General features: G+C 69.5%; 23 protein-coding genes. All 23 read right to left on the reverse strand.

Annotation, left to right across the window (positions count from 1 at the left end; translation table 11 throughout):
* Positions 1-130: 130 nt before the first annotated feature.
* A complete protein-coding gene (locus IE185_RS25295; protein WP_138894096.1) occupies positions 131-505 on the reverse strand; it encodes a F0F1 ATP synthase subunit epsilon in 375 nt (124 codons plus the stop codon).
* Positions 506-643: 138 nt separating this feature from the next.
* Complete coding sequence (atpD, locus tag IE185_RS25300) at positions 644-2,086, reverse strand: F0F1 ATP synthase subunit beta (RefSeq protein ID WP_138894097.1); 1,443 nt, start codon at positions 2,084-2,086, stop codon at positions 644-646.
* Positions 2,086-3,003 carry a F0F1 ATP synthase subunit gamma gene (locus IE185_RS25305; RefSeq protein WP_138894098.1) on the reverse strand — a complete coding sequence of 306 codons (918 nt, stop codon included), beginning with the start codon at positions 3,001-3,003 and terminating at the stop codon, positions 2,086-2,088. Before IE185_RS25305 ends, atpD begins: the two co-directional genes overlap by 1 nt.
* 20 nt (positions 3,004-3,023) lie before the next feature.
* Positions 3,024-4,619, reverse strand: coding sequence for a F0F1 ATP synthase subunit alpha (gene atpA / locus IE185_RS25310; protein ID WP_028813208.1), 1,596 nt, complete (start codon positions 4,617-4,619; stop codon positions 3,024-3,026).
* A gap of 128 nt (positions 4,620-4,747) precedes the next feature.
* Entirely contained in the window at positions 4,748-5,563 is an 816-nt protein-coding gene (locus tag IE185_RS25315) for a F0F1 ATP synthase subunit delta (RefSeq protein ID WP_138894099.1), read from the reverse strand.
* Positions 5,560-6,105, reverse strand: a complete 546-nt coding sequence (locus tag IE185_RS25320) for a F0F1 ATP synthase subunit B (protein ID WP_373303757.1) — start codon at positions 6,103-6,105, stop codon at positions 5,560-5,562. The genes IE185_RS25315 and IE185_RS25320 overlap by 4 nt, the downstream gene beginning before the upstream one ends.
* A 44-nt stretch (positions 6,106-6,149) precedes the next feature.
* Positions 6,150-6,395: an ATP synthase subunit C-like protein gene (locus IE185_RS25325; protein ID WP_138894101.1), complete on the reverse strand. Its 246-nt coding sequence runs from the start codon at positions 6,393-6,395 to the stop codon at positions 6,150-6,152.
* A 73-nt stretch (positions 6,396-6,468) separates the two neighbouring features.
* Positions 6,469-7,284, reverse strand: coding sequence for a F0F1 ATP synthase subunit A (atpB, locus tag IE185_RS25330; protein ID WP_138894102.1), 816 nt, complete (start codon positions 7,282-7,284; stop codon positions 6,469-6,471).
* Between the two features lie 223 nt (positions 7,285-7,507).
* Positions 7,508-7,942, reverse strand: a complete 435-nt coding sequence (locus IE185_RS25335) for a Cg1360 family ATP-synthase-associated protein (RefSeq protein ID WP_138894103.1) — start codon at positions 7,940-7,942, stop codon at positions 7,508-7,510.
* A gap of 265 nt (positions 7,943-8,207) precedes the next feature.
* Positions 8,208-9,557: an MraY family glycosyltransferase gene (locus IE185_RS25340; RefSeq protein WP_138894104.1), complete on the reverse strand. Its 1,350-nt coding sequence runs from the start codon at positions 9,555-9,557 to the stop codon at positions 8,208-8,210.
* Positions 9,558-9,662: 105 nt separating this feature from the next.
* Positions 9,663-10,925, reverse strand: coding sequence for a serine hydroxymethyltransferase (glyA, locus tag IE185_RS25345; RefSeq protein WP_138894105.1), 1,263 nt, complete (start codon positions 10,923-10,925; stop codon positions 9,663-9,665).
* Positions 10,926-11,116: 191 nt separating this feature from the next.
* The gene (locus IE185_RS25350; protein WP_138894106.1) at positions 11,117-11,764 is read right to left on the reverse strand and encodes an arsenate reductase/protein-tyrosine-phosphatase family protein; all 648 of its coding nucleotides are present in this window, start codon (positions 11,762-11,764) and stop codon (positions 11,117-11,119) included.
* A complete protein-coding gene (locus tag IE185_RS25355) occupies positions 11,761-12,408 on the reverse strand; it encodes an L-threonylcarbamoyladenylate synthase (protein ID WP_138894107.1) in 648 nt (215 codons plus the stop codon). The genes IE185_RS25350 and IE185_RS25355 overlap by 4 nt, the downstream gene beginning before the upstream one ends.
* 44 nt (positions 12,409-12,452) lie before the next feature.
* Positions 12,453-13,298: a peptide chain release factor N(5)-glutamine methyltransferase gene (gene prmC / locus IE185_RS25360; protein WP_138894108.1), complete on the reverse strand. Its 846-nt coding sequence runs from the start codon at positions 13,296-13,298 to the stop codon at positions 12,453-12,455.
* A gap of 42 nt (positions 13,299-13,340) precedes the next feature.
* Positions 13,341-14,429, reverse strand: coding sequence for a peptide chain release factor 1 (prfA, locus tag IE185_RS25365; RefSeq protein WP_138894109.1), 1,089 nt, complete (start codon positions 14,427-14,429; stop codon positions 13,341-13,343).
* 116 nt (positions 14,430-14,545) lie between these two features.
* The gene (rpmE, locus tag IE185_RS25370; protein WP_028813220.1) at positions 14,546-14,764 is read right to left on the reverse strand and encodes a 50S ribosomal protein L31; all 219 of its coding nucleotides are present in this window, start codon (positions 14,762-14,764) and stop codon (positions 14,546-14,548) included.
* A 137-nt stretch (positions 14,765-14,901) separates the two neighbouring features.
* Complete coding sequence (locus tag IE185_RS25375; protein ID WP_138894110.1) at positions 14,902-16,017, reverse strand: LCP family protein; 1,116 nt, start codon at positions 16,015-16,017, stop codon at positions 14,902-14,904.
* Positions 16,018-16,217: 200 nt separating this feature from the next.
* A complete protein-coding gene (locus tag IE185_RS25380; protein WP_138894116.1) occupies positions 16,218-17,888 on the reverse strand; it encodes a trypsin-like serine protease in 1,671 nt (556 codons plus the stop codon).
* Positions 17,889-18,178: 290 nt separating this feature from the next.
* Positions 18,179-20,263 (reverse strand): transcription termination factor Rho, encoded by a 2,085-nt coding sequence (gene rho / locus IE185_RS25385; protein WP_138894111.1) that lies wholly within the window; start codon positions 20,261-20,263, stop codon positions 18,179-18,181.
* A gap of 337 nt (positions 20,264-20,600) precedes the next feature.
* Positions 20,601-21,521, reverse strand: coding sequence for a homoserine kinase (gene thrB / locus IE185_RS25390; protein ID WP_138894112.1), 921 nt, complete (start codon positions 21,519-21,521; stop codon positions 20,601-20,603).
* A gap of 268 nt (positions 21,522-21,789) precedes the next feature.
* Positions 21,790-22,860, reverse strand: coding sequence for a threonine synthase (gene thrC, locus IE185_RS25395; protein WP_138894113.1), 1,071 nt, complete (start codon positions 22,858-22,860; stop codon positions 21,790-21,792).
* Between the two features lie 6 nt (positions 22,861-22,866).
* Positions 22,867-24,168, reverse strand: coding sequence for a homoserine dehydrogenase (locus IE185_RS25400; protein ID WP_138894114.1), 1,302 nt, complete (start codon positions 24,166-24,168; stop codon positions 22,867-22,869).
* 110 nt (positions 24,169-24,278) lie between these two features.
* A complete protein-coding gene (lysA, locus tag IE185_RS25405; RefSeq protein WP_138894115.1) occupies positions 24,279-25,670 on the reverse strand; it encodes a diaminopimelate decarboxylase in 1,392 nt (463 codons plus the stop codon).
* Positions 25,671-25,675 lie beyond the last annotated feature (5 nt).

Raw genomic sequence — 25,675 nt, forward strand, 5'->3', positions numbered from 1 at the left:
CGACCTCCTCGCATCATCCAGTGCCAGTACCAGTACAGAACAGAACTACCCGATGTATCGCTTCAGCCGCGACCCGCTCTGGAGAGTCCAGTACGGGCCGCGGCTGAGGTCACACTCGTTGTCGCGGGACTCAGTGTCCCGCAACCGCGCGCAGTCGGACGTCGGCGCGGCGCTCGGCGGCGGCATCCGCGTCCGCCTTCGCCCGCTCCAGCGCCCGCTCGGCACGCGCGGCGTCGATCTCGTCGGCCAGCTCGGCGATCTCCGCGAGCAGAGACAGCTTGTTGTCGGCGAACGAGATGAACCCGCCGTGCACCGCGGCGACGACGGTGCCGCCGTCGCTCGTACGGATGGTCACCGGGCCCGACTCCAGCACACCAAGCAGCGGCTGGTGACCGGGCATGACGCCGATGTCGCCGGACGTGGTGCGCGCGACGACCAGGGTGGCCTCGCCGGACCAGACGTTACGGTCCGCCGCGACCAGCTCGACGTGCAGCTCAGCAGCCAAGGTGGCTCCTCGGGTCACCACCCGGCGGTTGTGCCGGGTGTTGGGTCAATTCTAGGGGGCGTACGGAGAGGGGCGGGACGTACCCACCCCTCTCCCACGAGTCACGTGGGTCACTTCGACCCGCGCGGCTCACTGCGTTCAGGAGACGCCGAGCTCCTTGGCCTTGGCCTTGAGGTCGTCAATGCCACCGCACATGAAGAACGCCTGCTCGGGGAAGTGGTCGTAGTCACCGTCGCAGATCGCGTTGAACGCGGCGATCGACTCGTCGAGCGGAACGTCCGAACCGTCCAGGCCGGTGAACTGCTTGGCGGCGTGGGTGTTCTGCGACAGGAAGCGCTCGACGCGACGGGCGCGGTGGACAACGAGCTTGTCCTCCTCGCCCAGCTCGTCGATACCGAGGATCGCGATGATGTCCTGGAGGTCCTTGTACTTCTGCAGGATTCCCTTGACGCGGCTGGCCGCGTCGTAGTGGTCCTGCGTGATGTAGCGCGGGTCCAGGATGCGGGACGTCGAGTCCAGCGGGTCGACCGCCGGGTAGATGCCCTTCTCCGAGATCGGACGCGACAGAACGGTCGTCGCGTCCAGGTGGGCGAAGGTGGTCGCCGGCGCCGGGTCGGTCAGGTCGTCCGCGGGGACGTAGATCGCCTGCATCGAGGTGATCGAGTGACCACGCGTCGAGGTGATGCGCTCCTGGAGCACACCCATCTCGTCAGCCAGGGTCGGCTGGTAACCCACCGCGGACGGCATGCGGCCGAGCAGGGTGGAGACCTCGGAACCGGCCTGGGTGAAGCGGAAGATGTTGTCGATGAAGAGCAGCACGTCCTGCTTCTGCACATCGCGGAAGTACTCCGCCATGGTCAGGGCGGACAGGGCGACGCGCAGACGCGTGCCCGGCGGCTCGTCCATCTGGCCGAAGACCAGCGCGGTCTTGTCCAGAACACCCGAGTCGGTCATCTCGTCGATGAGGTCGTTGCCCTCACGGGTGCGCTCACCGACACCGGCGAACACCGAGACACCCTCGTGCAGCTTCGCCACACGCATGATCATTTCCTGGATGAGGACCGTCTTGCCGACGCCCGCACCACCGAACAGACCGATCTTTCCACCCTTGACGTACGGGGTGAGAAGGTCGACGACCTTCAGGCCGGTCTCGAACATCTCGGTCTTGGACTCGAGCTGGTCGAAGGCCGGGGCCTTGCGGTGGATCGGCCAGCGCTCGGTGATCTGAGCCTCGGCCTCCGGGTCGTTCAGGATCTGACCCAGGGTGTTGAACACCTTGCCCTTGGTGATGTCACCGACCGGCACCATGATGCCCGCGCCCGTGTCGGTCACCGGGGCCTGGCGGACCAGACCGTCGGTGGGCTGCATCGAGATCGCGCGGACGACGCCCTCACCGAGGTGCTGGGCGACCTCGAGGGTGAGCAACTTGCGCGCACCCTCCTCGGCCGGGTCGTCGACCGAGACGTGCAGTGCGTTGTAGATCTCCGGCATCGCGTCGACGGGGAACTCCACGTCGACGACCGGGCCGATGACCCGGGCGACGCGGCCCGTGGCGGCGGCCGTCTCAACAGTGGTCGTCATTACTTGTCACTCCCCGCGGTCGCGTCGGCCAGAGCGCTGGCGCCACCGACGATCTCGCTGATTTCCTGGGTGATTTCGGCCTGGCGGGCCGCGTTGGCAAGCCGGGAGAGGCTCTTGATGAGATCCCCGGCGTTGTCGGTCGCCGACTTCATCGCACGGCGGCGGGCGGCGTGCTCGGAAGCGGCGGCCTGCAGCAGTGCGTTGTAGATACGGCTCTCGACGTAGCGCGGCAGGAGGGCGTCGAGGACGTCCTCCGCCGACGGCTCGAAGTCGAACAGCGGAAGGATCTCGCCCTTCTTGCTGTTCTCGTCCGCTACCTCGTCGAGCGAGAGCGGCAGCATCCGGTTCTCCACCGGGTTCTGCGTCATCATCGACACGAATTCCGTGAAGACGATGTGCAGCTCGTCGACACCGCCCTCGGCCGTCTCCGTCTGGATGGCCTCGATCAGCGGTGCGGCGATGTTCTTGGCATCCCCGTACGACGGGCTGTCGGTGAAGCCGGTCCACGACTCCGCGACCTTGCGCTCGCGGAAGTTGTAGTAGGCGACACCCTTGCGGCCGACGATGTACGTGTCGACCTCCTTGCCCTCGCCGGCGAGGCGCTCACGGAGCCGCTCCGCCGCCTTGATGGCGTTGGAGGAGTAGCCGCCGGCCAGACCGCGGTCGCTCGTGACGAGCAGAACCGCGGCGCGGGTCGGCGCCTCGATCTCGGTGGTCAGGGGGTGCTTGGTGGTGGAGCCGGTCGCCACCGCGGTCACCGCACGGGTGAGCTCGGTCGCGTACGGCATCGATGCCGCCACCCTGCGCTGCGCCTTGACGATGCGCGAGGCGGCGATCATCTCCATCGCCTTGGTGATCTTCTTGGTCGCGGTGACGGCTTGGATGCGACGCTTGTAGACCCGGAGCTGCGCTCCCATGAGTCAGGTCCCTTCCGTCGTCACTTGGAGACGTTGACGGCCGGCGCGTCCTCGCCCAGGAGCTGTCCGTCCGAGGTCTCGAACTGACGCTTGAAGGCCGCGATGGCATCGGCGACGGACTGCAGCGTGTCGTCCGACATCTTGCCGCCCTCGCGGATCGAGGTGAGGAGCTCCTTGCGCTCGCGGCGCAGGTACTCCAGCAGCTCGCCCTCGAAGCGGCGGATGTCCTCGACCGGTACGTCGTCCATCTTGCCGGTGGTGCCGGCCCAGACGGAGACGACCTGCTCCTCGACCGGGAACGGCGCGTACTGCGGCTGCTTCAGCAGCTCGACCATGCGCTTACCGCGCTCCAGCGACGCCTTGGAGGCCGCGTCCAGGTCGGAACCGAAGGCGGCGAACGCCTCCAGCTCGCGGTACTGGGCGAGGTCCACGCGCAGTCGGCCGGAAACCTGCTTCATGGCCTTGTGCTGGGCGGAGCCACCGACACGCGAGACCGAGATACCGACGTTCAGCGCCGGGCGCTGGCCCGCGTTGAACAGGTCGGACTCCAGGAAGCACTGGCCGTCGGTGATGGAGATGACGTTGGTCGGGATGAACGCCGACACGTCGTTCGCCCGGGTCTCGACGATCGGAAGACCGGTCATCGAACCGGCGCCCATGTCGTCCGAGAGCTTCGCGCAGCGCTCGAGCAGACGCGAGTGCAGGTAGAAGACGTCGCCCGGGTAGGCCTCGCGGCCCGGCGGACGGCGCAGCAGCAGCGAAACGGAGCGGTAGGCGTCGGCCTGCTTCGACAGGTCGTCGAAGATGATCAGGACGTGCTTGCCGGCGTACATCCAGTGCTGGCCGATGGCCGAACCGGTGTACGGGGCGAGGTACTTGAAGCCGGCCGGGTCGGAAGCCGGGGCGGCGACGATCGTCGTGTACTCGAGGGCGCCCGCCTCCTCCAGCGCACCGCGCACGGACGCGATGGTGGAGCCCTTCTGGCCGATGGCGACGTAGATGCAGCGCACCTGCTTGTTCACGTCGCCCGAGCGCCAGTTGTCGCGCTGGTTGATGATCGTGTCGACGGCCAGAGCGGTCTTGCCGGTCTGACGGTCACCAATGATCAGCTGACGCTGGCCACGGCCGATCGGCACCATCGCGTCGACGGCCTTGTAGCCGGTCTGCATCGGCTCGTGGACCGACTTGCGGACCATGACGCCGGGGGCCTGCAGCTCGAGGGCGCGACGGCTTTCGGTCGCGATCTCGCCGAGACCGTCGATCGGGTTGCCGAGCGGGTCGACGACGCGGCCGAGGTAGCCCTCGCCGACGCCGACGGAGAGCACCTCACCGGTGCGCTGCACCGGCTGGCCCTCCTCGATACCGCTGAACTCGCCGAGGACGATCGCACCGATCTCCCGCTCCTCAAGGTTGAGGGCGAGACCGAGGGTGCCGTCCTCGAACTTCAGCAGCTCGTTCGCCATGGCCGAGGGAAGTCCCTCGACCTTCGCGATGCCGTCGCCGGCAACGCTTACCGTTCCGACCTCCTCGCGCGAGGCCGCGTCCGGCTGGTACGACTGGACAAAGTTCTCCAGCGCGTCCCGGATCTCCTCCGGCCGGATCGTGAGCTCCGCCATCTGGGTTCCCTGCTCTCCTTGTTGGGCCCGAAGTTCTTGGGGGTCTGGGGGCCGTCCCCCAGGAATCTTCTGCAATCTCTGCACGGCCCAACCGGGCCGCTAGTGATACGTGTTCAGTTGGTGGCTGGTCAGCCGGCCATACGACGGGACGCCTCTTCGAGACGGTCCGCGATGGTGCCGTTGATGACCTCGTCGCCGATCTGTACCTGGATCCCGCCGAGGACCTCGGGGTCCACTTCGAGGTTCAGGTGCATCTGGCGTCCGTACAGCTTCGCCAGTGCGGCGCCGAGGCGCTGCTTCTGCTGATCGGTGAGCGGCACCGCCGTGGTGACGACGGCGACCATGCGGTCGCGGCGCGCCGCGGCGAGCTTGGACAGGGACTCGAGTCCCGCCTCCAGGCTACGTCCACGCGGCTGTGCCACGAGACGCACCACAAGACGCTCGGTGACCGGCTGTGCCTTGCCGCCGAGCAGGCTGCGCAGCAGCTCGCTCTTGGCGGACACCGACGCGGACCTGTCGGTCAGCGCGGAGCGCAGCCCCGTGTCGGACGCGACGATCCGGCCGAACCGGAACACCTCGTCCTCCACGTCGTCCAGGACGCCGGCCTGCTGCGCCGCGGTGAGGTCGGCGGTGTCCGCCAGCTCCTCGATCGAGTCGACCAGGTCACGCGACCGCGACCAGCGGTTGCGGACCATGCCGGAGACCAGGTCGGCGGCTTCGCCACCCACCTGACCGCTCAGCAGTCGCGCGGCCAGGTCGGCCTTGGCCGAACCGGCCTGCGCCGGGTCGGTCAGGACCCGACGCAGCGACACCTCGCGGTCGAGCAGCGCGGTGACGGCGGCCAGGTCGCCGGCGAGCTTCGCCGCGTCGACCGACGTGTTGTCGGTCAGCGCGTCGAGACGCTCACGTGCGGCGGCCAGTGCCTCGCGGCTCGCTCCGTTCATCGGGCAGCCTCGGCCTTCTCCTCGAGCTCGCTGAGGAAACGGTCGATCGTGCGGCTCTGCCGGGCGTGGTCCGCGAGGGACTCGCCGACGAGCTTGCCGGCCAGGTCGGTGGCGAGCTTGCCCACGTCCTGACGCAGCGACTGCGCGGCCTGCTTGCGGTCCGCCTCGATCTGGGCGTGGCCGGCGGCGATGATCTCGTCGCGCTGGCGCTGACCCTCTGCGCGAAGTTCTTCCTTCAGCACAGTGCCCTGTTCCAGCGCCTCCTGGCGCAGGCGGGCGGCCTCGTGGCGGGCCTCGGCGAGCTGAGCCTTGTACTGCTCGAGGACGCTCTGGGCCTCGGACTGGGCCGCATCGGCCTTCTCGATACCGCCCTCGATCGCCTCACGGCGCTCTTCCAGAACCTTGTTGATGTTCGGGAGAAGCTTCTTGGCGAGGAAACCGAAGACGATGAAGAAAGCGATCAGGCCAATGACGATCTCGGGGACCGCCGGGAGGAGAGGGTTCTGCGTCTCCCCCTCTTGCGCCAGCTCTAGGAGAGCGATCACTTCATTGCCTTTCGTCGAATCGGGCAGTCGGAATGCCGCGATTAGTCGACCGGGTAGACGAACGGCATGACGAGACCGATGAGGGCAAGGGCCTCACAGAGAACGAAGCCGAGGATCTGGTTCGCACGGATCAGACCGGCAGCCTCGGGCTGGCGGGCCAGCGCCTGGGTGCCGTTTCCGAAGATGATGCCGACGCCGACGCCGGGGCCGATGGCGGCGAGGCCGTAGCCGATCGCACCGAGGTTGCCCGTGATGTTGACGGCGGCGAGGGTCTGGAGAGCGGACATGCCGTTTCTTCCTTCTCTTTCAGAACCGGTGGGGGTTGGCCACCGGACGACTATCGGGGGTGGGGCCGGCTGGTCAGTGGTGCTCGGCGAGAGCGCCCTGGATGTAGTTGCAGGCCAGGAGGATGAAGACGTAGGCCTGCAGCGCCTGGATGAACAGCTCGAAGGCGGTCAGCAGGATGACCATCACGAAGGAGATGCCGGCGTAGGCGATACCGATGCCGTTGAGCAGGTACCAGCTCGCGATGGTGAAGATCAGCAGCAGCACGTGACCGGCGAACATGTTCGCGAACAGTCGCACCGCGTGCGTGAACGGCCGGATCAGCAGGTTCGAGAAGAGCTCGATCAGCATGACGACCGGCAGGACCGGGCCGAGCGACTTGTCGTAACCGGCGATGTTCTTCCAGCCGCCGACGAATCCGTGACGCTTGAAGGTCACACTGACCCAGATGACGTACACGATCAGAGCCAGCGCCACCGGGAACCCGATGATCGACGGCACCGGGAACTGGGCTACCGGAACGATGGCCCAGATATTCATGATCCAGATGAAGAAGAACAGCGAGACCATGATCGGGACGTACTTTTCGCCCTCGCGCTTGCCTAGCGTCTCGTAGACGACGCCGCGGCGGACGAAGTCGTACCCCGCCTCGGCCACCATCTGGAGCTTTCCGGGAACCAGCTTCGGCTTGTTGAAGGCCGCCCAGAAGAAGCCGACGACGAGGACTGTGCTCAGCAGGGCCAGCAGCATCGGCTTGTTGAAGTCGACGCCGCCGGCGGTGAACATCGGCTCGAACAGAAAGGAGTGCAGGCCAGGAGCCGGGAAGCCGCACCCGTCGAAGATGTGGCAATCGGTCTCGAAGGCGAGCACCGTCGTCGGGTCAGCACTCACCGCGGGCTCCTTCAGCGTGGCGCATAGGTACGGCAACCTCGTTGTGTCGGCGCGGCAAGCAGCCGCTGGTCGGCACTGGACTGGTGTTACGGATGTGGGGGCGGCTCAGGCACAGAGCCTCGCGATTGAGCAGGCGTCAGCTCGGATGCCCGCGCCCGCAGTGCCGCAGTTGGCACCGGACGATAGCAGGATCTCGAACGCGGACTTATCCCGGCCCTACCCCTCACGTCGACGGCCCCGTGTTCTCGGGCTTCTTGCCCTTGGACGCGTCCGGGTCGACGTAAAGGATCTTGGCCTTCATGTGTGCACGGATCTGGGCCGCGACCCAAACAACGGTCGCGGCGATCAGCGTGATGGCGAAGGCCCTCGGATTGAACAACGTCGTGTTCTTGAACACGGCGACAAAGATGAAGAGCAGCAGCAACTGTGCCGTATAAAGCATCAGACCCATGGCCTGGAACAGGTGCGGCAAAGATTTGGCAGTGCGTTCCAGGACGAACAGTCCGATGCCCATGAAGAGAATGACCACCAGCGTTCCGACGACCGCCCCGATCGCTCCCTTGCCGCCCGCGACCACAGCGCTGACCGCGACGGCGACGGCGCCGGCGGCAGCGGTGGGCAGGGCTACAGGGAGGAGATTCCGGACAGTGGACGGCATGGCGGTGACTCCGCTTGCTGGTGGGGGCAGTCTTGATCGTCAGGGACGAGCGTAAGCCGGGACCGAGGTACCACCTCACGCCGGGAGAGCCGTCGCACTACGGCCCTCCGGCTCTGTCGCCGGGTCTCGTGAACGGTATCACAAACTATTTGATGAGGTCTTTACCAAGTAGGTGTGCCTACTGTCACACATGAGAGTGACCCTGCGCGTCTGCGCGCGACAGGCTGGCACTTTGTCTGGTATTGGGATCTCGCACGGCAAATCGTCAGCGCGGCGTTCCGGCCTTACGCCGCTCGGGGATCCGCGATCGGGGCCCGATGGCGGTCGCTCCGTTGACGCCCGCCGGCAGCGGGGCGCGCTCCTGCGGCCCCTCTTCCGTCCCGTCGGCCTCGGCCGTCCCAGCGGCCTCCTCCGTCTCGTGCTCCAGAGCGGAGTACGCCCGGCCGCTCCTGCGGTAGCGCGGTGGAATGAAGGACTCCGCCCAGCGCGGGGCGCGGGGCGTGAAGCGCGGCAGCAGCAGGAGCACCAGGCCGACCGCGCTCAGCGCGACGATGCCGAGCACGATCCACATGCTGGCCGAGTGCACCGAGTACGCGACGGCCCCGAAGGCGATCAGCGCCGACCAGAAGTACATGATCAGGACGGCCCGGCTGTGCGAGTGGCCGATCTCCAGGAGCCGGTGGTGCAGGTGCCCGCGGTCCGCCGCGAACGGCGACTTGCCCTGCCAGGTGCGCCGCACGATCGCCAGCAGCAGGTCCGCGACCGGGATCGCGATGATCGTCAGCGGCAGCAGCAGCGGGATGAAGACCGGCAGCATCGCGTGGGTGACCTCGCGGGTGCTGGTGCCCGGGAAGAGCTTCATCGCGTCCGGGTCCACCTGCCCGGTGACGGAGATCGCGCCGGCCGCCAGGACCAGGCCGATCAGCATCGAACCGGAGTCGCCCATGAAGATCCTGGCCGGATGCATGTTGTGCGGGAGGAACCCCATGCACATGCCCATCAGGATCGCGGCGAAGAGGGTGGCGGGCGCGGCTTCCTCGATGCCGTACCCGTACCAGATCCGGTACGCGTACATGAAGAACGCCGCGGAGGCGATGCAGACCATGCCGGCGGCCAGACCGTCGAGACCGTCGACGAAGTTCACCGCGTTGATGGTGATCACCACGAGCGCGACGGTGAGGAGATTGCCCTGCCAGGCGGTCACCGAGACCTGTCCGACGCCGGGCACCGGGAGCCACAGGATCGTCAGACCCTGCGCGACCATCACGCCGGCGGCGATGAACTGGCCGCCCAGCTTGATCAGCGCGTCGATCTCGAACTTGTCGTCCAGTACGCCGATGAGCCAGATCACCGCAGCGCCCGACAGCAGCGCGCGCGGCTCGTTCGACAGCTCGAAGACGCTGCTGAGGTTCTGCAGGTGGTCGGCGACCAGCAGACCGGCGCACAGACCGCCGAACATCGCGATGCCACCGAGCCGCGGAGTCGGCTCCCGGTGCACGTCACGTGCTCGGATCTCGGGCATCGCGCCGGTGGCGATGGCGAACTTCCGCACCGGTCCGGTCAGGAGGTAAGTCACCGCCGCCGTAACGCAGAGCGTCAGCAGGTATTCACGCACGGGCAGCCCCACAGGTATCGCCGGCCATCTCAGCCCCACACCCTAGCTTCGCGGCCACATGCTCCAGGACATTCGGGTACCGGTTGATGGTTGCACGACGGGTTCTCAGCCGGGGTACGGGGGGAAATTACCGGCCAGATCGCGTACTTCCGCCGCCGTCCTCACGCCGTCCTCCCGCAGCGCCGAGGCGAAGAACCCCGCGATCCGCGCCATCTCCGGTTCGCGCATCCCCTGGGTGGTGACGGCGGCGGTGCCGAGGCGGATGCCGCGCTCGTCGCCGTACGGGAGGGCGCAGCAGTCCACGACCAGGCCGGCCGCCGCCAGCAGCCCGCGTGCCGAGCGGCCCTCGACGCCCAGCGGGGACGGGTCGGCGGTGATCAGGTGGGTGTCCGTGCCGCCGGTGGTGACGGCGAAGCCCCGCGCGGTGAGGGCGTCGGCCAGGGCGCGGGCGTTGGCGACGACCTGATGGGTGTACGCCGAGAAGGCGGGCGCCGCCGCCTCCCGGAACGCGACCGCCTTGGCGGCCACCGAGTGCATCTGGGCGCCGCCCTGGGTGAAGGGGAAGACGGCGCGGTCGATGCGCTCCGCGAGCTCCGCGCCGCACAGCAGCATGCCGCCGCGCGGGCCGCGCAGCACCTTGTGCGTGGTGGCGCAGACGACGTCGGCGTACGGGACGGGGCTGGGCGCCGCTCCCCCGGCGACCAGGCCGATGGGGTGGGCGGCGTCCGCGACGAGGTACGCGCCGGCCTCGTCGGCGATCTCGCGGAAGGCCGCGTAGTCCGGGTGCCTCGGGTAGGCGATCGAGCCGACGACGATGGCTCTGGGGCGGTGCGTGCGGGCCAGGAGGCGCACCTGGTCGTAGTCGATGAGGCCGGACTCGTGGTCGACGCCGTAGCCGATGAAGTCGAACCAGCGGCCGGAGAAGTTGGCCGGGGAGCCGTGGGTGAGGTGTCCCCCGTACGGGAGACCCATGGCCAGGACGGTGTCACCCGGCCGCAGGAGCGCGGCGTACGCGGCGAGGACGGCGGCGGAGCCGGAGTGCGGCTGGACGTTGGCGTGCTCGGCCCCGAAGAGGCGCGTGGCGCGGTCGATCGCGATGCGTTCGGCGACGTCGACGAGCTCGCAGCCGCCGTGGTGACGGGCGCCGGGGTAGCCCTCGGCGTACTTGTTGGCGAGCGGGGAGCCGAGGGCCGCGAGCACGGCGGGCGAGCAGAAGTTCTCGGCGGCGATCAGCTGGAGGCCGGTGGCCTCGCGGCCCATCTCGCCGAGGACGACGTCGGCGATCTCGGGATCCTGGCGGCTCAGCGCTTCGAAGCCCGCCCCGAGGACGGCGTGCTCCTGCTGAACGGGTGAGGCGGTGACCGGCATGGCTGACTCCGGGCCTGGCGAAGGGGTGCGGCCCCTCCAATGTAGGACGCATGGGGGCACACTGCCCGGCGGCGCGTTCTTCTCCTGCCCGGCTCTTCCGGCCCCCTGGGGCGCCCCGTGCTCGTACGCCCCGCGGGCGGGTCCTCGGACGCCGCGGGCGCGGGAAGGTCCCCGGCCCGGCGTCCGGCCGCTCAGGTGCCGGCGGGCGTGCCCGTGAGCGCGGTGACGACCGGGTCGAGCGCCGTGTTGATCTCGTCGCCGATCGAGCGGAAGAAGGTGATGGGGGCGCCGTACGGGTCGTACACCTCGTCGGCCTCCACGCTGGGGGCCAGCAGCCAGCCCCGGAGCGCGGCCGCGGCCCGTACGAGCGCCCTCGCGCGCTCCACCACGCCGTCCTGGAGGGGATCGGGCAGCGTCGCCGGGTCGATGGCCCGTACGAGCCGGGTGAACTCCTTGAGCGTGAAGGTGCGCAGGCCGGCCGAGTGACCCATCGAGATCACCTGGGCGCGGTGGTCGCGCGTCGCCGTCAGGACGAGGTCCGCACGGATGACGTGCTCGTCGAGCAGTTCGCGCCCGGTGAAGCCCGCCGCGTCCGCGCCGAAGTCGGCCAGGACGGCGGCGGCGTTGGCCTCCATGGGCGCGCCCTCGTGCCCCCACGTGCCCGCGCTCTCGACGACGAGGCCGCGGGTGAGCGGGTCGCCCAGCCGGTCGCTGAGGGCATGGCGGGTCAGCCGCTCGGTGATCGGCGAGCGGCAGACGTTGCCGGTGCTGACGTGGAGGATACGGAAGGTGTTCCCGGATATACCTTCGGCTGTGCCACGCCCGTCAAGGGCGGTCAACTGGCCACCTCGAGGTCGGGTACGACCTTGCGCAGCTCCTCGGCGTCGAGTGCGCCGGCCCGCAGCAGGACGGGGACCTTCCCGGTGACGTCGACGATCGACGACGGGACGATGCCGGGCGTCGGGCCGCCGTCGAGGTACACGGAGACGGAGTCGCCGAGCATCTCCTGGGCCGCGTCGCAGTCCTCGGGAGCGGGGTGTCCCGTGAGGTTGGCGCTGGAGACGGCCATCGGGCCGAACTCGGTGAGCAGCTCGATGGCGACGGGGTGCAGCGGCATGCGGACGGCGACGGTGCCGCGCGTCTCGCCGAGGTCCCACTGCAGGGACGGCTGGTGGCGCGCGACGAGGGTGAGGGCGCCCGGCCAGAACGCGTCGACGAGCTCCCACGCCTGCTCGGAGAAGTCCGTGACCAGGCCGTGCAGCGTGTTCGGGGAGCCGATGAGGACGGGTGTGGGCATGTTGCGCCCGCGTCCCTTGGCCTCCAGGAGGTCGCCGACGGCCTCGGCGCTGAAGGCGTCGGCCCCGATGCCGTAGACGGTGTCGGTCGGGAGGACGACCAGCTCGCCACGGCGGACGGCGGCCGCGGCTTCGCGAAGACCGGTCTTGCGGTCGGTCGCGTCGTTGCAGTCGTATCGCCGTGCCATTTAACGGGCCTCCTCGTGCGGGAACTGGATTCTGCGGCCGGCGGTCACGGCATGGCCTTGCGGGCGGTCGCGAAGCGGGGCCGGTTGTTGAGGTCGGGGTGGTCGGCCGCGTCGGCCCAGCCACGCTCCTCGGTGAAGATCCACGGCACCTGGCCGCCCTGGGTGTCGGCGTGCTCGATGACGACGACGCCGCCGGGGCGCAGCAGGCGGTGGGCGGTGCGCTCGATGTGGCGGATCAGGTCGAGGCCGTCCTCGCCGGAGAAGAGGGCCATCTCCGGGTCGTGGTCGCGGGCCTCGGGGGCGACGTACTCCCACTCGGTGAGCGGGATGTACGGCGGGTTGGATACGACGAGGTCCACCTGGCCGTCGAGCTCGGGGAGCGCGTCCCTGGCGTCGCCCTGGTGGATGGTGACGCGCGAGCCCTCGGCGTTCTTGCGGGTCCACTTGATCGCGTCGTCGGACAGCTCCACGCCGTGCACGCGCGAGCGCGGGACCTCCTGCGCCATGGCGAGCGCGATGGCGCCGGAGCCGGTGCACAGGTCGACGATGAGCGGCTCGACGACGTCCATGGCCCGTACGGCGTCTATGGCCCAGCCGACGACCGACTCGGTCTCGGGGCGGGGGACGAAGACGCCGGGGCCCACCTGGAGCTCCAGGAAGCGGAAGAAGGCGCGCCCGGTGATGTGCTGCAGCGGTTCGCGGGCCTCGCGGCGCGCGATCGTCTCCCAGTAGCGCGCGTCGAAGTCGGCGTCCTTGACTTTGTGCAGCTCTCCCCGCTTGACGCCGTGCACGAACGCGGCGAGCTCCTCCGCGTCGAACCGCGGTGAGGGCACGCCGGCGTCGGCCAGCCGCTGGGTGGCCTGAGCCACCTCGGCGAGCAGCAGATTCATCCCGGTCCTCCGACTTGCAGGGGGCTTACTGGCTTTGCTGGCTTACTGGCTTTCCTGGGCCGCCGCGAGCTTCGCGGCGGAGTCGGCGTCGACGCAGGCCTGGATCACGGCGTCCAGTTCGCCGTCGAGCACCTGGTCCAAGTTGTACGCCTTGAAGCCCACGCGGTGGTCCGAGATCCGGTTTTCCGGGAAGTTGTACGTACGGATCTTCTCCGAGCGGTCAACCGTGCGGACCTGGCTGCGGCGTACGTCGGAGGCTTCCTGCTCGGCGGCCTCCTGGGCGGCGGCGAGCAGCCGCGAGCGCAGGATGCGCATGGCCTGCTCCTTGTTCTGGAGCTGGCTCTTCTCGTTCTGGCAGGAGGCGACGACGCCGGTCGGCAGGTGGGTGATGCGGACCGCGGAGTCGGTGGTGTTGACGGACTGGCCGCCGGGGCCGGACGAGCGGTAGACGTCGATGCGCAGATCGTTGGCGTGGATCTCGACGTCGACCTCTTCGGCCTCGGGGGTGACGAGCACGCCGGCCGCCGAGGTGTGGATGCGGCCCTGCGACTCGGTGGAGGGCACGCGCTGCACGCGGTGCACGCCGCCCTCGTACTTCAGCCGCGCCCAGACGCCCTGGCCGGGCTCGGTGGCGCCGTTGCCGCCCTTGGTCTTCACCGCGACCTGGACGTCCTTGTAGCCGCCCAGCTCGGACTCGGTGGCGTCGATGATCTCGGTCTTCCAGCCCACGCGCTCGGCGTACCGCAGGTACATGCGCAGCAGGTCGCCGGCGAAGAGGGCGGACTCGTCGCCGCCCGCGCCCGCCTTGACCTCGAGGATGACGTCCTTGTCGTCGCTGGGGTCGCGCGGGACGAGGAGCAGGCGGAGCTTCTCGGTGAGCTCGGCCTGCTGCTTCTCCAGCAGCTTCAGCTCGGCGGCGAAGTCCGGGTCGTCGTGGGCGAATTCGCGCGCGGTGACGATGTCCTCGCCGGTCAGCTTCCAGGCCCGGTACGTCCCGATGATCGGGGTCAGCTCGGCGTAGCGCTTGTTCAGCTTGCGCGCGTTCGCCTGGTCGGCGTGGACCGAGGGATCGGCCAGCTTCTTCTCGAGATCGGCGTGCTCACCGATCAGATCCTCGACCGCCTCGAACATCTTCGGGCTCCTGGGTAGCAAAAAACGAAAGGGAAGTGCGGACTGCGTGCGTCACGACAAAGCGCCGGTCCTCCCCGCCCCTGTACGGAGCGGCCGAGGACCGGCGCGATGGCTCGCTACTTCGCGGCGGCAGCCTTGCCGAAGCGGGCCTCGAAGCGGGCCACGCGGCCACCGGTGTCGAGGATCTTCTGCTTGCCCGTGTAGAACGGGTGGCACTCGGAGCAGACCTCGGCACGGACGGTGCCGCTGGAGATCGTGCTGCGGGTGGTGAACGACGCGCCACAGGTACAGCTGACCTGGGTCTCGACGTACTCGGGGTGGATTTCGCGCTTCAAGGTGTCTCCTAGTTTCGGGAGGGCGCCGGGTCGCACGCGCGGATTGCGCATACGTGAACCGGGGCCGACGTACCAGTCTGCCAGCACTGGCCGCATCTCCCAAAACCGGGGACGGCCCGGAACTATTCCCCCGCCCGCTACCGGCTCCGTACGACCTGGCCCGCGTCGCCCTGGTCGCCCGCCGAGCCCTTGGTGGCGGAGGCCGGTACGGGCTTGTCCTGCCGCAGCGCGTCCCACACCCGCTTCGACTGGCGCTGGAGCGGCAGGACGCGGTTGGGGTCGGCCGGGTCGTACCGCACGGGCAGCGTCACCATCTTCATGTCGCCCGGACCGATGCCCTTCAGGCCGTTCGCGAAGCCCATGAGCTCCTTGACCGAGGCGAGGTCGGAGTCGGTGGTGACGGCCTTGGTGGCACTGTCGGCCAGGCCGAGCAGCTTCTTCGGGCTGGTGAAGACACCGACGTCCTTGACCTGGTTGATCAGCGCCTTGATGAAGGCCTGCTGGAGCTGGATGCGGCCGAGGTCGCTGCCGTCGCCGACGCTCTTGCGGGTCCGTACGAGACCGAGTGACTGCTCGCCGCCGAGGGTGTGCGTGCCGGGCTTGAGGTGCAGATGGCTCTTGTCGTCGTCGATGGCCTGCCGGGTGGTGATCTCCACCCCGCCCAGCTCGTCGATGAGCTTCTTGAAGCCGGTGAAGTCGACCTCGACGTAGTGGTCCATGCGGATGCCGGACATCTTCTCGACGGCCTTGACCGCGCAGGCCGGGCCGCCGACCTCGTACGCCGTGTTGAACATCTGGTGCCCGGCGCCCGGGACGGCGGCGCCGCCGCTGTCCGAGGCGCAGGCGGGACGGTCGATCAGGGTGTCGCGCGGTATGGAGACGACGCCGGCCTTCTCGCGGCCCTCGTACACGTGCAGGACCATCGCGGTGTCGGAGCGGGCGCCGCCCTCGTCCTCGCCGTACTTCGCGTTGTCGCCCGAGCGGGAGTCGGAGCCGAGGACGAGGACGTCCAGGGAGCCGTTGTCGACGTCGTCGGGGCGGTCGCCGCCGAGCTGGGTGTTGATGTCAACACCCTTCAGATTGCCGTCGAGTTGGACGTACACGAAACCGAGTCCCGTGCCCCCGAGCAGCACCACCGCGGCGGCGGTCCACGCGGCGGCGGTCAGCGCCTTCGGGCGGGCGCCGGGCTCCGGGGACTTCCGGCGCTTGCCGGTGCCCCGTATTCGGCCGCTCCTGCTCTGCTGCTCACCCATGTTCTCCCCAGCGCTCGTTGGTTCCGGTACCTCCTGCCGTGGCGATCGGGCACGGTATGTCGGCACTTACGACACTTGTCAGACGGCGGATCACCGTGAAGGGTTGCACAACGCCCTGTGGCCCCTGCTGGCGCAGGGGCCACAGGGCGCGGATGAGCGGTCCGGGCGAGAGGGACCAACGTCCTTTCCCACCAGGCCTTTCAGCCGAAGATGTCGTACTGCTGCCAGCCGGTGCCGATCTTAACGCGTGTGGCGAAGATCTCCGAGGAGCCCTTGCCGGTGCCCGGGTAGAGATACATCGTGCCGCCGGGCGTACGGGCCAGGAAGTCGGCCCTGCCGTCGCCGGTGACGTCACCGGCCGCGTCGAAGGCGTTGTAGTCGGGCCACGTACGGACCTCGACCTTGGCGGCGAAGGCGCCGCTGCCCGCCTTGCCCGTCCCCTTGTGAAGGAACATCTCGGACGTACTGGCCTTGCGGGCGATCAGGTCGGCCTTGCCGTCGCCGTTGAAGTCACCGTTGCCGCGCACGGAGTTGTACTGGCTCCAGCCGGTGCCGGCCTTGACGCGGGGCGAGAAGGTGCCGTTCCCCTTGCCCGGATGGATCCACAGGACGCCCGCGGAGTCGACGGACAGCAGGTCGGGCAGGGCGTCGCCGGTGACATCGCCGGGGACGACGACGTGCTTCCTGGAGCCCCAGCCGGACGCGATCTTCGTGTTGGCCCACTTGCGGGTGGACGGCACGTAGTGCGACCACCAGAGCTCCCCGGAGGTCGTACGGACGACCAGGTCCTCCAGGCCGTCGCGGTTCAGGTCGCTCTGGAGGATCACGTTGGTGCCGCTGTAGTCGCCCTGGCTGACGCGTGCGGCCAGCGAGGTGCCCTTGGAGGCGTACGAGTAGAGGGTGCCGCCGGAGCTGCGCCGGGCGAGGACGTCGGAGCGGTGGTCGCCGCTCAGGTTGGCGTCGTCCACGCGCGGGACGACGGATCCGGCGTACGAGCTGACCTTGGCGTAGACGCTGTACGCGCCCTTCTCGACGCAGTCCTTGATGCCCCACGAGACCACGCCGACGATCCTGCCGCCGACGACCAGCGGGCCGCCCGAGTCACCGTTGCAGGCGGTCTTCGTGCCGCTGTCCCGGCCGCTGGCGGGCTTGCCCGCGCAGACCATGTGGCCCTTGACGAACTGGTGGCCGAGCTGCCAGTTCGCGCACGTGGCATCGGAGTTGAGGGGCAGCTGGGCCTTGCGGAGCGTCTGCGAGACGGCGTTGCTGGTGGACGTGGTGCGGCCCCAGCCGTAGACCGTGGCGAGGGTCCCGGGCCGGTACGACGTGGTGTCGTTCGACTTCGTGATGTTGATCGGCTCGGCCTTGACCGGGGCGGCCAGGGTCAGGACGGCGATGTCGTTGTCGAGCGTGTAGTCGCTGTACTTCGGGTGGTTCCACTGCCGCCACACGGCCGACTTCGTGCCGCCGGTGCCCAGCTTCTCGCTTCCGGTGACGACGACGCCCTTGGCCTTCCAGTTGACGCCCTTGACGCAGTGCGCCGCGGTCAGGATCTTCGTCGGCGCGACGACGGCGCCGCCGCAGAAGAAGGAGTCGGGGCCGTCGTTGTAGAAGAGCTGGGCCATCCACGGAGCCGAGGCGATGCTCGTGCTCGTACCGCCGATGACCATCGGCTCGATCGTCCCGCCGGACGAGAACCGGTCCGCCGTGGGCGGCTGCTGGGCCTTCCTGGCCGCCGACGCGAGCCGCGCGGCCAGTTCCGCCTGGGAGGGCGCGGTGACGGCCGGCTCGCTCACGGGCGGCGCGGGCGGCGGCGGTGCCGCGTTGGCCGGGGCCATCAGCATCGCACCGGCGACGGCGGCCGCGATCATCGCGCCCGCCACCGGCACGGCTGCGCGTATCCGGCGACGGTGTCGGCCGCCCTGCTTGCCAGAGATCACTCGGGACTCCTGATTCAGATGTACGGGAAGGCGCCCCACATGGATCCCCCACCTGCGGCCGATCGATCGTAGGACCGACTCCCTTACACCTGGAGCCACTTGTGACCAACCAGTGAACACAACTTGGCAACACCTTTACGGTTGCCGGGGTTTGCATCGCCGGGAACGACAAAGCCGCCCCGCCACTTTCGTGACGGGGCGGCTCGGCGGTACTGCGGCGGTCAGTCGCTGCCGTTGCCCGACGGAGTCGTCTTGGCGATCTGCATCAGGAACTCGGCGTTCGACTTCGTCTGCTTCATCTTGTCCAGCAGCAGCTCGATCGCCTGCTGCGAGTCGAGGGCGTGCAGCACCCGGCGCAGCTTCCAGACGATGGCGAGCTCTTCCGCGTTGAGGAGGATCTCCTCCTTGCGGGTGCCGGACGGGTCGACGTCGACAGCCGGGAAGATGCGCTTGTCGGCGAGCTTCCGGTCGAGCTTGAGCTCCATGTTGCCGGTGCCCTTGAACTCCTCGAAGATCACCTCGTCCATGCGCGAGCCGGTCTCGACGAGCGCGGTGGCCAGGATGGTCAGCGAGCCGCCGTCCTCGATGTTGCGCGCCGCACCGAAGAAGCGCTTCGGCGGGTAGAGCGCGGTCGAGTCGACACCACCGGACAGGATGCGTCCGGAGGCGGGAGCCGCGAGGTTGTACGCGCGGCCCAGACGGGTGATCGAGTCCAGCAGGACGACCACGTCGTGACCCAGCTCGACGAGGCGCTTCGCGCGCTCGATGGCCAGCTCGGCGACGGTGGTGTGGTCCTCGGCCGGCCGGTCGAAGGTCGAGGAGATGACCTCGCCCTTCACCGACCGCTGCATGTCGGTGACCTCTTCCGGACGCTCGTCGACCAGGACGACCATCAGGTGGCACTCGGGGTTGTTGACGGTGATCGCGTTGGCGATCGCCTGCATGATCATGGTCTTGCCGGTCTTCGGCGGGGCCACGATCAGGCCGCGCTGGCCCTTGCCGATCGGCGCGACGAGGTCGATGATCCGGGTCGTCAGGACGCCCGGGTCGGTCTCGAGGCGCAGTCTGTCCTGCGGGTACAGCGGCGTCAGCTTGTTGAACTCCGGTCGCCCGCGGCCGGATTCGGCCGCCATGCCGTTCGCGGAGTCGAGGCGTACGAGCGCGTTGAACTTCTCGCGGCGCTCGCCGTCCTTGGGCTGGCGGACGGCGCCGGTGACGTGGTCACCCTTGCGCAGGCCGTTCTTGCGCACCTGGGCCAGCGACACGTACACGTCGTTCGGGCCCGGCAGGTAGCCGGAGGTCCGGATGAACGCGTAGTTGTCGAGGATGTCGAGGATGCCCGCGACAGGGATCAGTACGTCGTCGTCCGAGACCGGCGGCGCGTCGCTGCCGAACTCCTCGCGGCCACGACGGCCACGACGGTCGCGGTAGCGGCCGCGGCGGCCACGGCGGCCACCCTCGAAATCGTCGTCGTCCTGCGGTCCGGCGCCCTGCGGGCCGCCCTGGCCGCCCTGGCGCTGCTGGCGCTGGCCGCCCTGGTCGTCGCCCTTGCCGCGGTCACGGCGCTCGCCGCGGTCCCCGCGGTCCTGGCGCTCGCCGCGCTGGCCGTCGCCGCGCTCACCACGGTCGCCGCGCTCGCCGCGCTCGCCGCGGTCACGCTGACCGCGCTCACGGCGGTCGCCGCGCTGGCCGCGCTCCTGGCGGTCGCCCCTGCGGCCCTCGGCCGTGTCGACGGCGGCTTCGGCCTTGGCCTCGGGCTGCGCGTCGGTCCGTACCTCGGTCTTGAGGTCGGCCTTGGGCTCGGCCTTCACCTCGGTGGCGACAGCCGACTCGGGGCTGCCCGCCTGTGCGGTGGCACGACGTCGGCGGCGCTCGCCGGCCGGCTGGTCGTCGCTGGCCGGCTGACCGGGGATGTCGATCTGCTGCTGGGCCACGGCCTTCTCGGCGGCGGGCGCGGCGGCCGGGGCCTTGGCGCTCTCGTCGCCCGTACGGGCCTTGGAGGTGGCGCGGCGCTTCGGCTTGGTCTCTGCGGCGGAGCCGGCCGTCTCGGCGCTCTTGGCCGGGGCGGAGCCTCCGGCCTGCGCCTCCTTGATGACCTCGATCAGCTGGCTCTTGCGCATGCGCGCGGTGCCCCTGATACCGAGGCCGGACGCGACCTGCTGCAGCTCGGCCAGGACCATGCCGTCGAGGCCGGTGCCGGAGCGGCGGCGCCGTGCGGCACTACCAGTGGCAGCACCTGCGGCGGACGCGGTGTTGTCGACATTCTTGTCGGCAGTCACGCCCATCAGATCGGTGGTGTCGCTCACGAAGGGTCCTTCCCTGGAGCGGACGTCGGCCTGTCTGGCTCGGCGACCGGTTGTGCTGTCCGACTGCGGTCTTGTTGAACCGTGCCGGGGCGGTGGTCCGCCGGATACGGCGGAAGAGATAAACGTGCTGGGGGTCCGGCTCGTGCAAATGCCGGTTCCGGAGCGTGCTCGAAACTGCTCAGGCAGGCTGCTCAGGCAGTTGGGGAGGCTCCCGGAAGAAGTGTGGTCCCGAACGGGGACACGATGCACCGCGCCACAAGGACGCCGGGTGCAGACTTGAGATTAACACTACCGGATCCAACAAATATTCCCCCTCTCGTTCACCGGCAATCGCGTGTCACTGCGCCCCGAGCGGCAGGACACTCGCTCCCGCGGCGTCGAGAGCCAGCCGGTTGGCGGCCCACCCCTCGCCCGCGAGCCGTGCGACCTTGTCGGCCGCACTGTCCTCGACCAGCGCGAGGACCGTGGGGCCCGCGCCGGAGATGACCGCGGGGACGCCGTCCGCGCGCAGTCGGTTGACCAGGGCCAGGCTCTCCGGCATCGCCGGGGCGCGGTAGTCCTGGTGGAGTCGGTCCTCGGTCGCCGCGAGCAGCAGCTCGGGGCGCCTGGTCAGGGCCTCGACGAGCAGCGCGGCGCGCCCCGCGTTGGTGGCGGCGTCCACATGGGGGACGGTACGGGGCAGCAGACCGCGGGCGGTCTCGGTGAGCACCGGCTTCCCGGGCACGAAGACCACCGGAACGACGGAATCCGCAGGATCCATCCTGATCGCCCTGGCCGCTCCCCCGTCGGTCCAGGCGAGCGTGAAGCCGCCGAGCAGGCAAGCGGCGACGTTGTCGGGGTGGCCCTCGATCTCGGTCGCCAGCTCCAGCAGCGCCGCCTCGTCGAGCCGTGCGTCGCCGCCTATGGTCACGGCGCGCGCGGCGACGATGCCGGCGCAGATGGCGGCGGAGGAGGAACCGAGGCCGCGGCCGTGCGGGATGCGGTTGGCGCAGACGACCTCCAGGCCGCGCGGCTGTCCGCCGAGCAGGTCGAAGGCGGTACGGAGCGACCGTACGAGCAGGTGGCTCTCGTCACGGGGCAGCGTCTCGGCGCCCTCACCTGCGATGTCGACATGCAGCCCGGAGTCGGCGACCCGGACGACGACATCGTCGTACAGCCCCAGCGACAGGCCCAGGGCATCGAAGCCGGGACCAAGATTTGCGCTGGTGGCGGGGACGCGCACCCTTACGGCGGCGGCGCGGAACGCGGGACCGGCCATCGCTCGACGACTCTCCTTGTGGGACTGCGAGATTGTGCGGACTGCAACATTCTGAAGGACGTACGAACACCCGGAGGCCATGACGGCAGCAGCACCGCGGCATATGCGGCGGGGCGGGTTGAGTACAGCCTATCGAAGGAAGGTTCTGTGACGACATAGGGCGCACAGGAGGCGCACGATGCGTGTCGCGAGCCATCCTGTGCGCCTATGTCTGGTCTTACGGGGCCTTACGGGGCTTTACGCCACCTGCCGGCCCCCACCGGGCGCGCTACGCGAGGCCGAGGCGCTCGGCGGCCGTGGCGGCGTCCACCGGCACCGTGACCGGCTGCGGCGCTCCGGCCACCGCCCAGTCCGGGTCCTTGAGGCCGTTCCCGGTCACCGTGCAGACGATCTTCTGGCCGGGGTCGACCTTGCCCTCGTCGGCGGCCTTGAGCAGGCCGGCGACGCTGGCGGCCGAGGCGGGCTCGACGAAGACGCCCTCCTGGGAGGCCAACAGACGGTAGGCACGCAGGATCTCACGGTCCGTCACCTCGTCGATGAAGCCACCCGACTCGTCCCGCGCCTCCAGGGCGTACTGCCACGACGCGGGGTTGCCGATGCGAATCGCGGTGGCGACGGTGTGCGGGTCCTTGACGACCTCGCCGCGCACGATCGGGGCCGAGCCGGAGGCCTGGAAGCCCCACATGCGGGGGGTGCGGGTGGAGATCTTGTCGGCCGCGTACTCGCGGTACCCGCGCCAGTACGCCGTGATGTTTCCGGCGTTGCCGACGGGAAGAACGTGAACGTCCGGGGCGTCGCCGAGCCGGTCGACGATCTCGAAGGCGGCGGTCTTCTGCCCCTCGATGCGCACCGGGTTGACCGAATTGACCAGCGCCACCGGGTAGTTGTCGGAGAGGCTGCGGGCGAGCGTCAGGCAGTCGTCGAAGTTGCCGTCGACCTGAAGGATCTTGGCGCCGTGCACGAGCGCCTGGCCCATCTTGCCGAGCGCGATCTTGCCCTGCGGCACGAGGACGGCGCACACCATGCCGGCGCGCACCGCGTAGGCGGCGGCCGAGGCCGACGTGTTGCCGGTGGAGGCGCAGATGACCGCCTTCGCGCCCTCCTCCTTGGCGCGGGTGATCGCCATGGTCATGCCGCGGTCCTTGAAGGAACCGGTCGGGTTGGCGCCCTCGACCTTGAGGTACACCTCACAGCCGGTGCGCTCGGAGAGGACCTGCGCCAGTACGAGCGGCGTGCCACCCTCGCCGAGCGTGACGACGGGCGTCGTCTGCGTCACCGGAAGACGGTCCCGGTACTCCTCGATGATGCCGCGCCACTGGTGGGTGCCGATGCTGGTCATGGGTCCTTACTCCCCTTCAACACGCATGATGCTGGCGACACCGCGCACGGTGTCGAGCTTGCGCAGCGCCTCGACGGTCCCCGAAAGGGCGGCGTCGGGCGCGCGGTGGGTGACGACGACGAGGGATGCCTCGCCGACTCCGTCCTGTCGGCTCTGCTGGCGCACGGTGTCGATGGAGACGCCGTGCTCGGCGAAGACCGTCGCGACCTGGGCGAGAACACCCGGTTTGTCGGCCACATCGAGGCTGATGTGGTACCGCGTGACGACCTCCCCCATGGAGCTGACAGGAAGCTGGGTGTACGCGGACTCGCCGGGCCCGGTGGTCTCCGCGACCAGGTTCCGGCAGACCGCCACGAGGTCGCCGAGCACGGCGGACGCGGTCGGCGCGCCGCCGGCGCCCGGACCGTAGAACATCAGCTGCCCGGCCGCCTCGGCCTCGATGAAGACCGCGTTGTACGCCTCGCGGACCGAGGCCAGCGGGTGGGTCAGCGGGATCATCGCGGGGTGGACACGAGCGGTGACGGACCTGCCGTCGGCCGCGCGCTCGCAGATGGCGAGGAGCTTGACGGTGCAGCCCATGCGCTTGGCGGAGGCGATGTCGGCGGCCGTGACCTCGGTCAGGCCCTCACGGTGCACGTCGCCGATGCGTACCCGGGTGTGGAAGGCGATCCCGGCCAGGATGGCGGCCTTGGCGGCGGCGTCGAAGCCCTCGACGTCGGCGGTGGGGTCGGCCTCGGCGTACCCGAGGGCGGTGGCCTCGTCGAGCGCCTCGGAGTAACCGGCTCCGCTCGTGTCCATCTTGTCGAGGATGAAGTTCGTCGTGCCGTTGACGATGCCGAGCACGCGGTTGACCTTGTCGCCGGCGAGGGACTCGCGCAGCGGCCGTACCAGCGGGATGGCGCCCGCGACGGCGGCCTCGTAGTACAGGTCCCGTCCGTGCGCCTCCGCGGCGGCGTGCAGGGCCGCGCCGTCCTCCGCGAGCAGTGCCTTGTTCGCGGAGACGACGGAGGCACCGTGCTCGAACGCGGTGGTGATCAGGGCCCGGGCGGGCTCGATGCCGCCGATGACCTCGATGACGACGTCGATGTCACCCCGTTTGACCAGCGCGGTCGCGTCGGTGGTGATCAGGGAGGGGTCGATGCCCTCGCGCACCTTGGAGGGGCGGCGCACGGCGACCCCGGCCAGCTCGACCGGGGCGCCGATGCGGGCGGCGAGGTCTTCGGCGTGCGTCGTCATGATGCGCGCCACCTCTGAGCCGACCACACCACAGCCCAGGAGCGCCACCTTCAGCGGACGCGTACGCATCATTCGACCTACGCCTTTCATTCGGCACAGCGTTTCTTGCATGAATGTGAACCAGTCTCACTCACCGGACGGGAGTTTCTGTCCAGGGTCCAGATTGCGAGACGTCTATTTCATCAGCCGACATCGAGACGCAGGAGATCCTCCTCCGTCTCGCGTCGGACGATGACCAGGGCCTCACCATCATTCACCGCCACGACGGGCGGGCGCAGCGAGTGGTTGTAGTTGCTCGCCATGGAGCGGCAGTAGGCGCCGGTGGCCGGCACGGCGATGAGGTCGCCGGGCGCGAGGTCGGCGGGCAGGAACGCGTCCCGCACCACGATGTCGCCGCTCTCGCAGTGCTTGCCGACGACACGGACGAGCATCGGCTCGGCGTCCGAGGCGCGCGACACGAGCGCCACGCTGTACTCGGCGTCGTACAGGGCCGTGCGGATGTTGTCCGACATGCCGCCGTCGACACTCACGTACGTGCGCAGCCCCTCCAGCGGCTTGATCGTGCCGACCTCGTAGAGGGTGAAGGCGGTGGGCCCGACGATCGCGCGGCCGGGCTCGACGGAGATGCGGGGCGTGCGGAGCCCGGCGGCCTCGCACTCCCGGCCGACGATCTCGGTGAGCGCCTTGGCGATCTCGTGCGGCTCGCGGGGGTCGTCCTCAGAGGTGTACGCGATGCCGAGGCCGCCGCCGAGGTCGATCTCGGGCAGCTCGACGCCGTGCTCGTCGCGCACCTCGGTCAGCAGCTGCACCACGCGGCGGGCGGACACCTCGAAGCCGGCCATGTCGAAGATCTGCGAGCCGATGTGCGAGTGGATGCCGATGAGCTCCAGACCGTCGAGCCGCAGGGCGCGCCGTACCGCTTCCGCGGCCTGGCCGTCCGCGAGCGCGATGCCGAACTTCTGGTCCTCGTGGGCGGTGGCGATGAACTCGTGCGTGTGGGCTTCGACGCCGACGGTCACCCGGATCTGCACGCGCTGGCGCTTGCCCTGGCTCTGCGCGATGTGCGCGACGCGGACGATCTCCTGGAAGGAGTCGAGGACGATCCGCCCCACCCCGAGGCGTACGGCCCGCTCGATCTCCTCGACGGACTTGTTGTTGCCGTGGAAGGCGATGCGCTCGGCGGGCATGCCGGCGTCGAGGGCGGTCGTCAGCTCCCCACCGGAACACACGTCGAGGTTGAGCCCCTCTTCCTTGAGCCAGCGGACGACGGCCCGGGAGAGGAATGCCTTGCCCGCGTAGAAGACGTCGGCGTCCGGCCCGAAGGCGTCGGCCCAGGCGCGGCAGCGGGCGCGGAAGTCGCTCTCGTCGAGGAAGTAGGCGGGGGTGCCGAACTCCTCGGCGAGGCGGCTGACTTCGATGCCGCCGACGGTGACGACGCCGTCCTCGTCACGTCGTACGGTCCGCGCCCAGACCTTCTCGTCGAGCACGTTGAGGTCGGCGGCCGGGGCGGTGTAGTGGCCCTCGGGGTAGACATCGGCGTGACGGGGCCCGGCGGGGTGTGCGGAACGGCTCATGGTCC

The organism is Streptomyces chryseus, from assembly GCF_014650755.1.
GTDB lineage: Bacteria > Actinomycetota > Actinomycetes > Streptomycetales > Streptomycetaceae > Streptomyces > Streptomyces chryseus.

Coding starts and splice junctions, on each gene's coding strand:
- IE185_RS25355 (WP_138894107.1), bottom strand. CDS start 12,408: ATGGCACGGCGATACGACTGCAACGACGCGACCGACCGCAAGACCGGT.
- IE185_RS25400 (WP_138894114.1), bottom strand. CDS start 24,168: ATGATGCGTACGCGTCCGCTGAAGGTGGCGCTCCTGGGCTGTGGTGTG.
- IE185_RS25380 (WP_138894116.1), bottom strand. CDS start 17,888: ATGATCGCGGCCGCCGTCGCCGGTGCGATGCTGATGGCCCCGGCCAAC.
- IE185_RS25335 (WP_138894103.1), bottom strand. CDS start 7,942: ATGCCGTCCACTGTCCGGAATCTCCTCCCTGTAGCCCTGCCCACCGCT.
- IE185_RS25375 (WP_138894110.1), bottom strand. CDS start 16,017: ATGGGTGAGCAGCAGAGCAGGAGCGGCCGAATACGGGGCACCGGCAAG.
- thrB (WP_138894112.1), bottom strand. CDS start 21,521: ATGGCCGGTCCCGCGTTCCGCGCCGCCGCCGTAAGGGTGCGCGTCCCC.
- prfA (WP_138894109.1), bottom strand. CDS start 14,429: ATGTTCGAGGCGGTCGAGGATCTGATCGGTGAGCACGCCGATCTCGAG.
- prmC (WP_138894108.1), bottom strand. CDS start 13,298: ATGAATCTGCTGCTCGCCGAGGTGGCTCAGGCCACCCAGCGGCTGGCC.
- IE185_RS25315 (WP_138894099.1), bottom strand. CDS start 5,563: ATGAACGGAGCGAGCCGCGAGGCACTGGCCGCCGCACGTGAGCGTCTC.
- thrC (WP_138894113.1), bottom strand. CDS start 22,860: ATGACCAGCATCGGCACCCACCAGTGGCGCGGCATCATCGAGGAGTAC.
- IE185_RS25305 (WP_138894098.1), bottom strand. CDS start 3,003: ATGGGAGCGCAGCTCCGGGTCTACAAGCGTCGCATCCAAGCCGTCACC.
- glyA (WP_138894105.1), bottom strand. CDS start 10,925: ATGCCGGTCACCGCCTCACCCGTTCAGCAGGAGCACGCCGTCCTCGGG.
- IE185_RS25325 (WP_138894101.1), bottom strand. CDS start 6,395: ATGTCCGCTCTCCAGACCCTCGCCGCCGTCAACATCACGGGCAACCTC.
- lysA (WP_138894115.1), bottom strand. CDS start 25,670: ATGAGCCGTTCCGCACACCCCGCCGGGCCCCGTCACGCCGATGTCTAC.
- atpA (WP_028813208.1), bottom strand. CDS start 4,619: ATGGCGGAGCTCACGATCCGGCCGGAGGAGATCCGGGACGCGCTGGAG.
- atpD (WP_138894097.1), bottom strand. CDS start 2,086: ATGACGACCACTGTTGAGACGGCCGCCGCCACGGGCCGCGTCGCCCGG.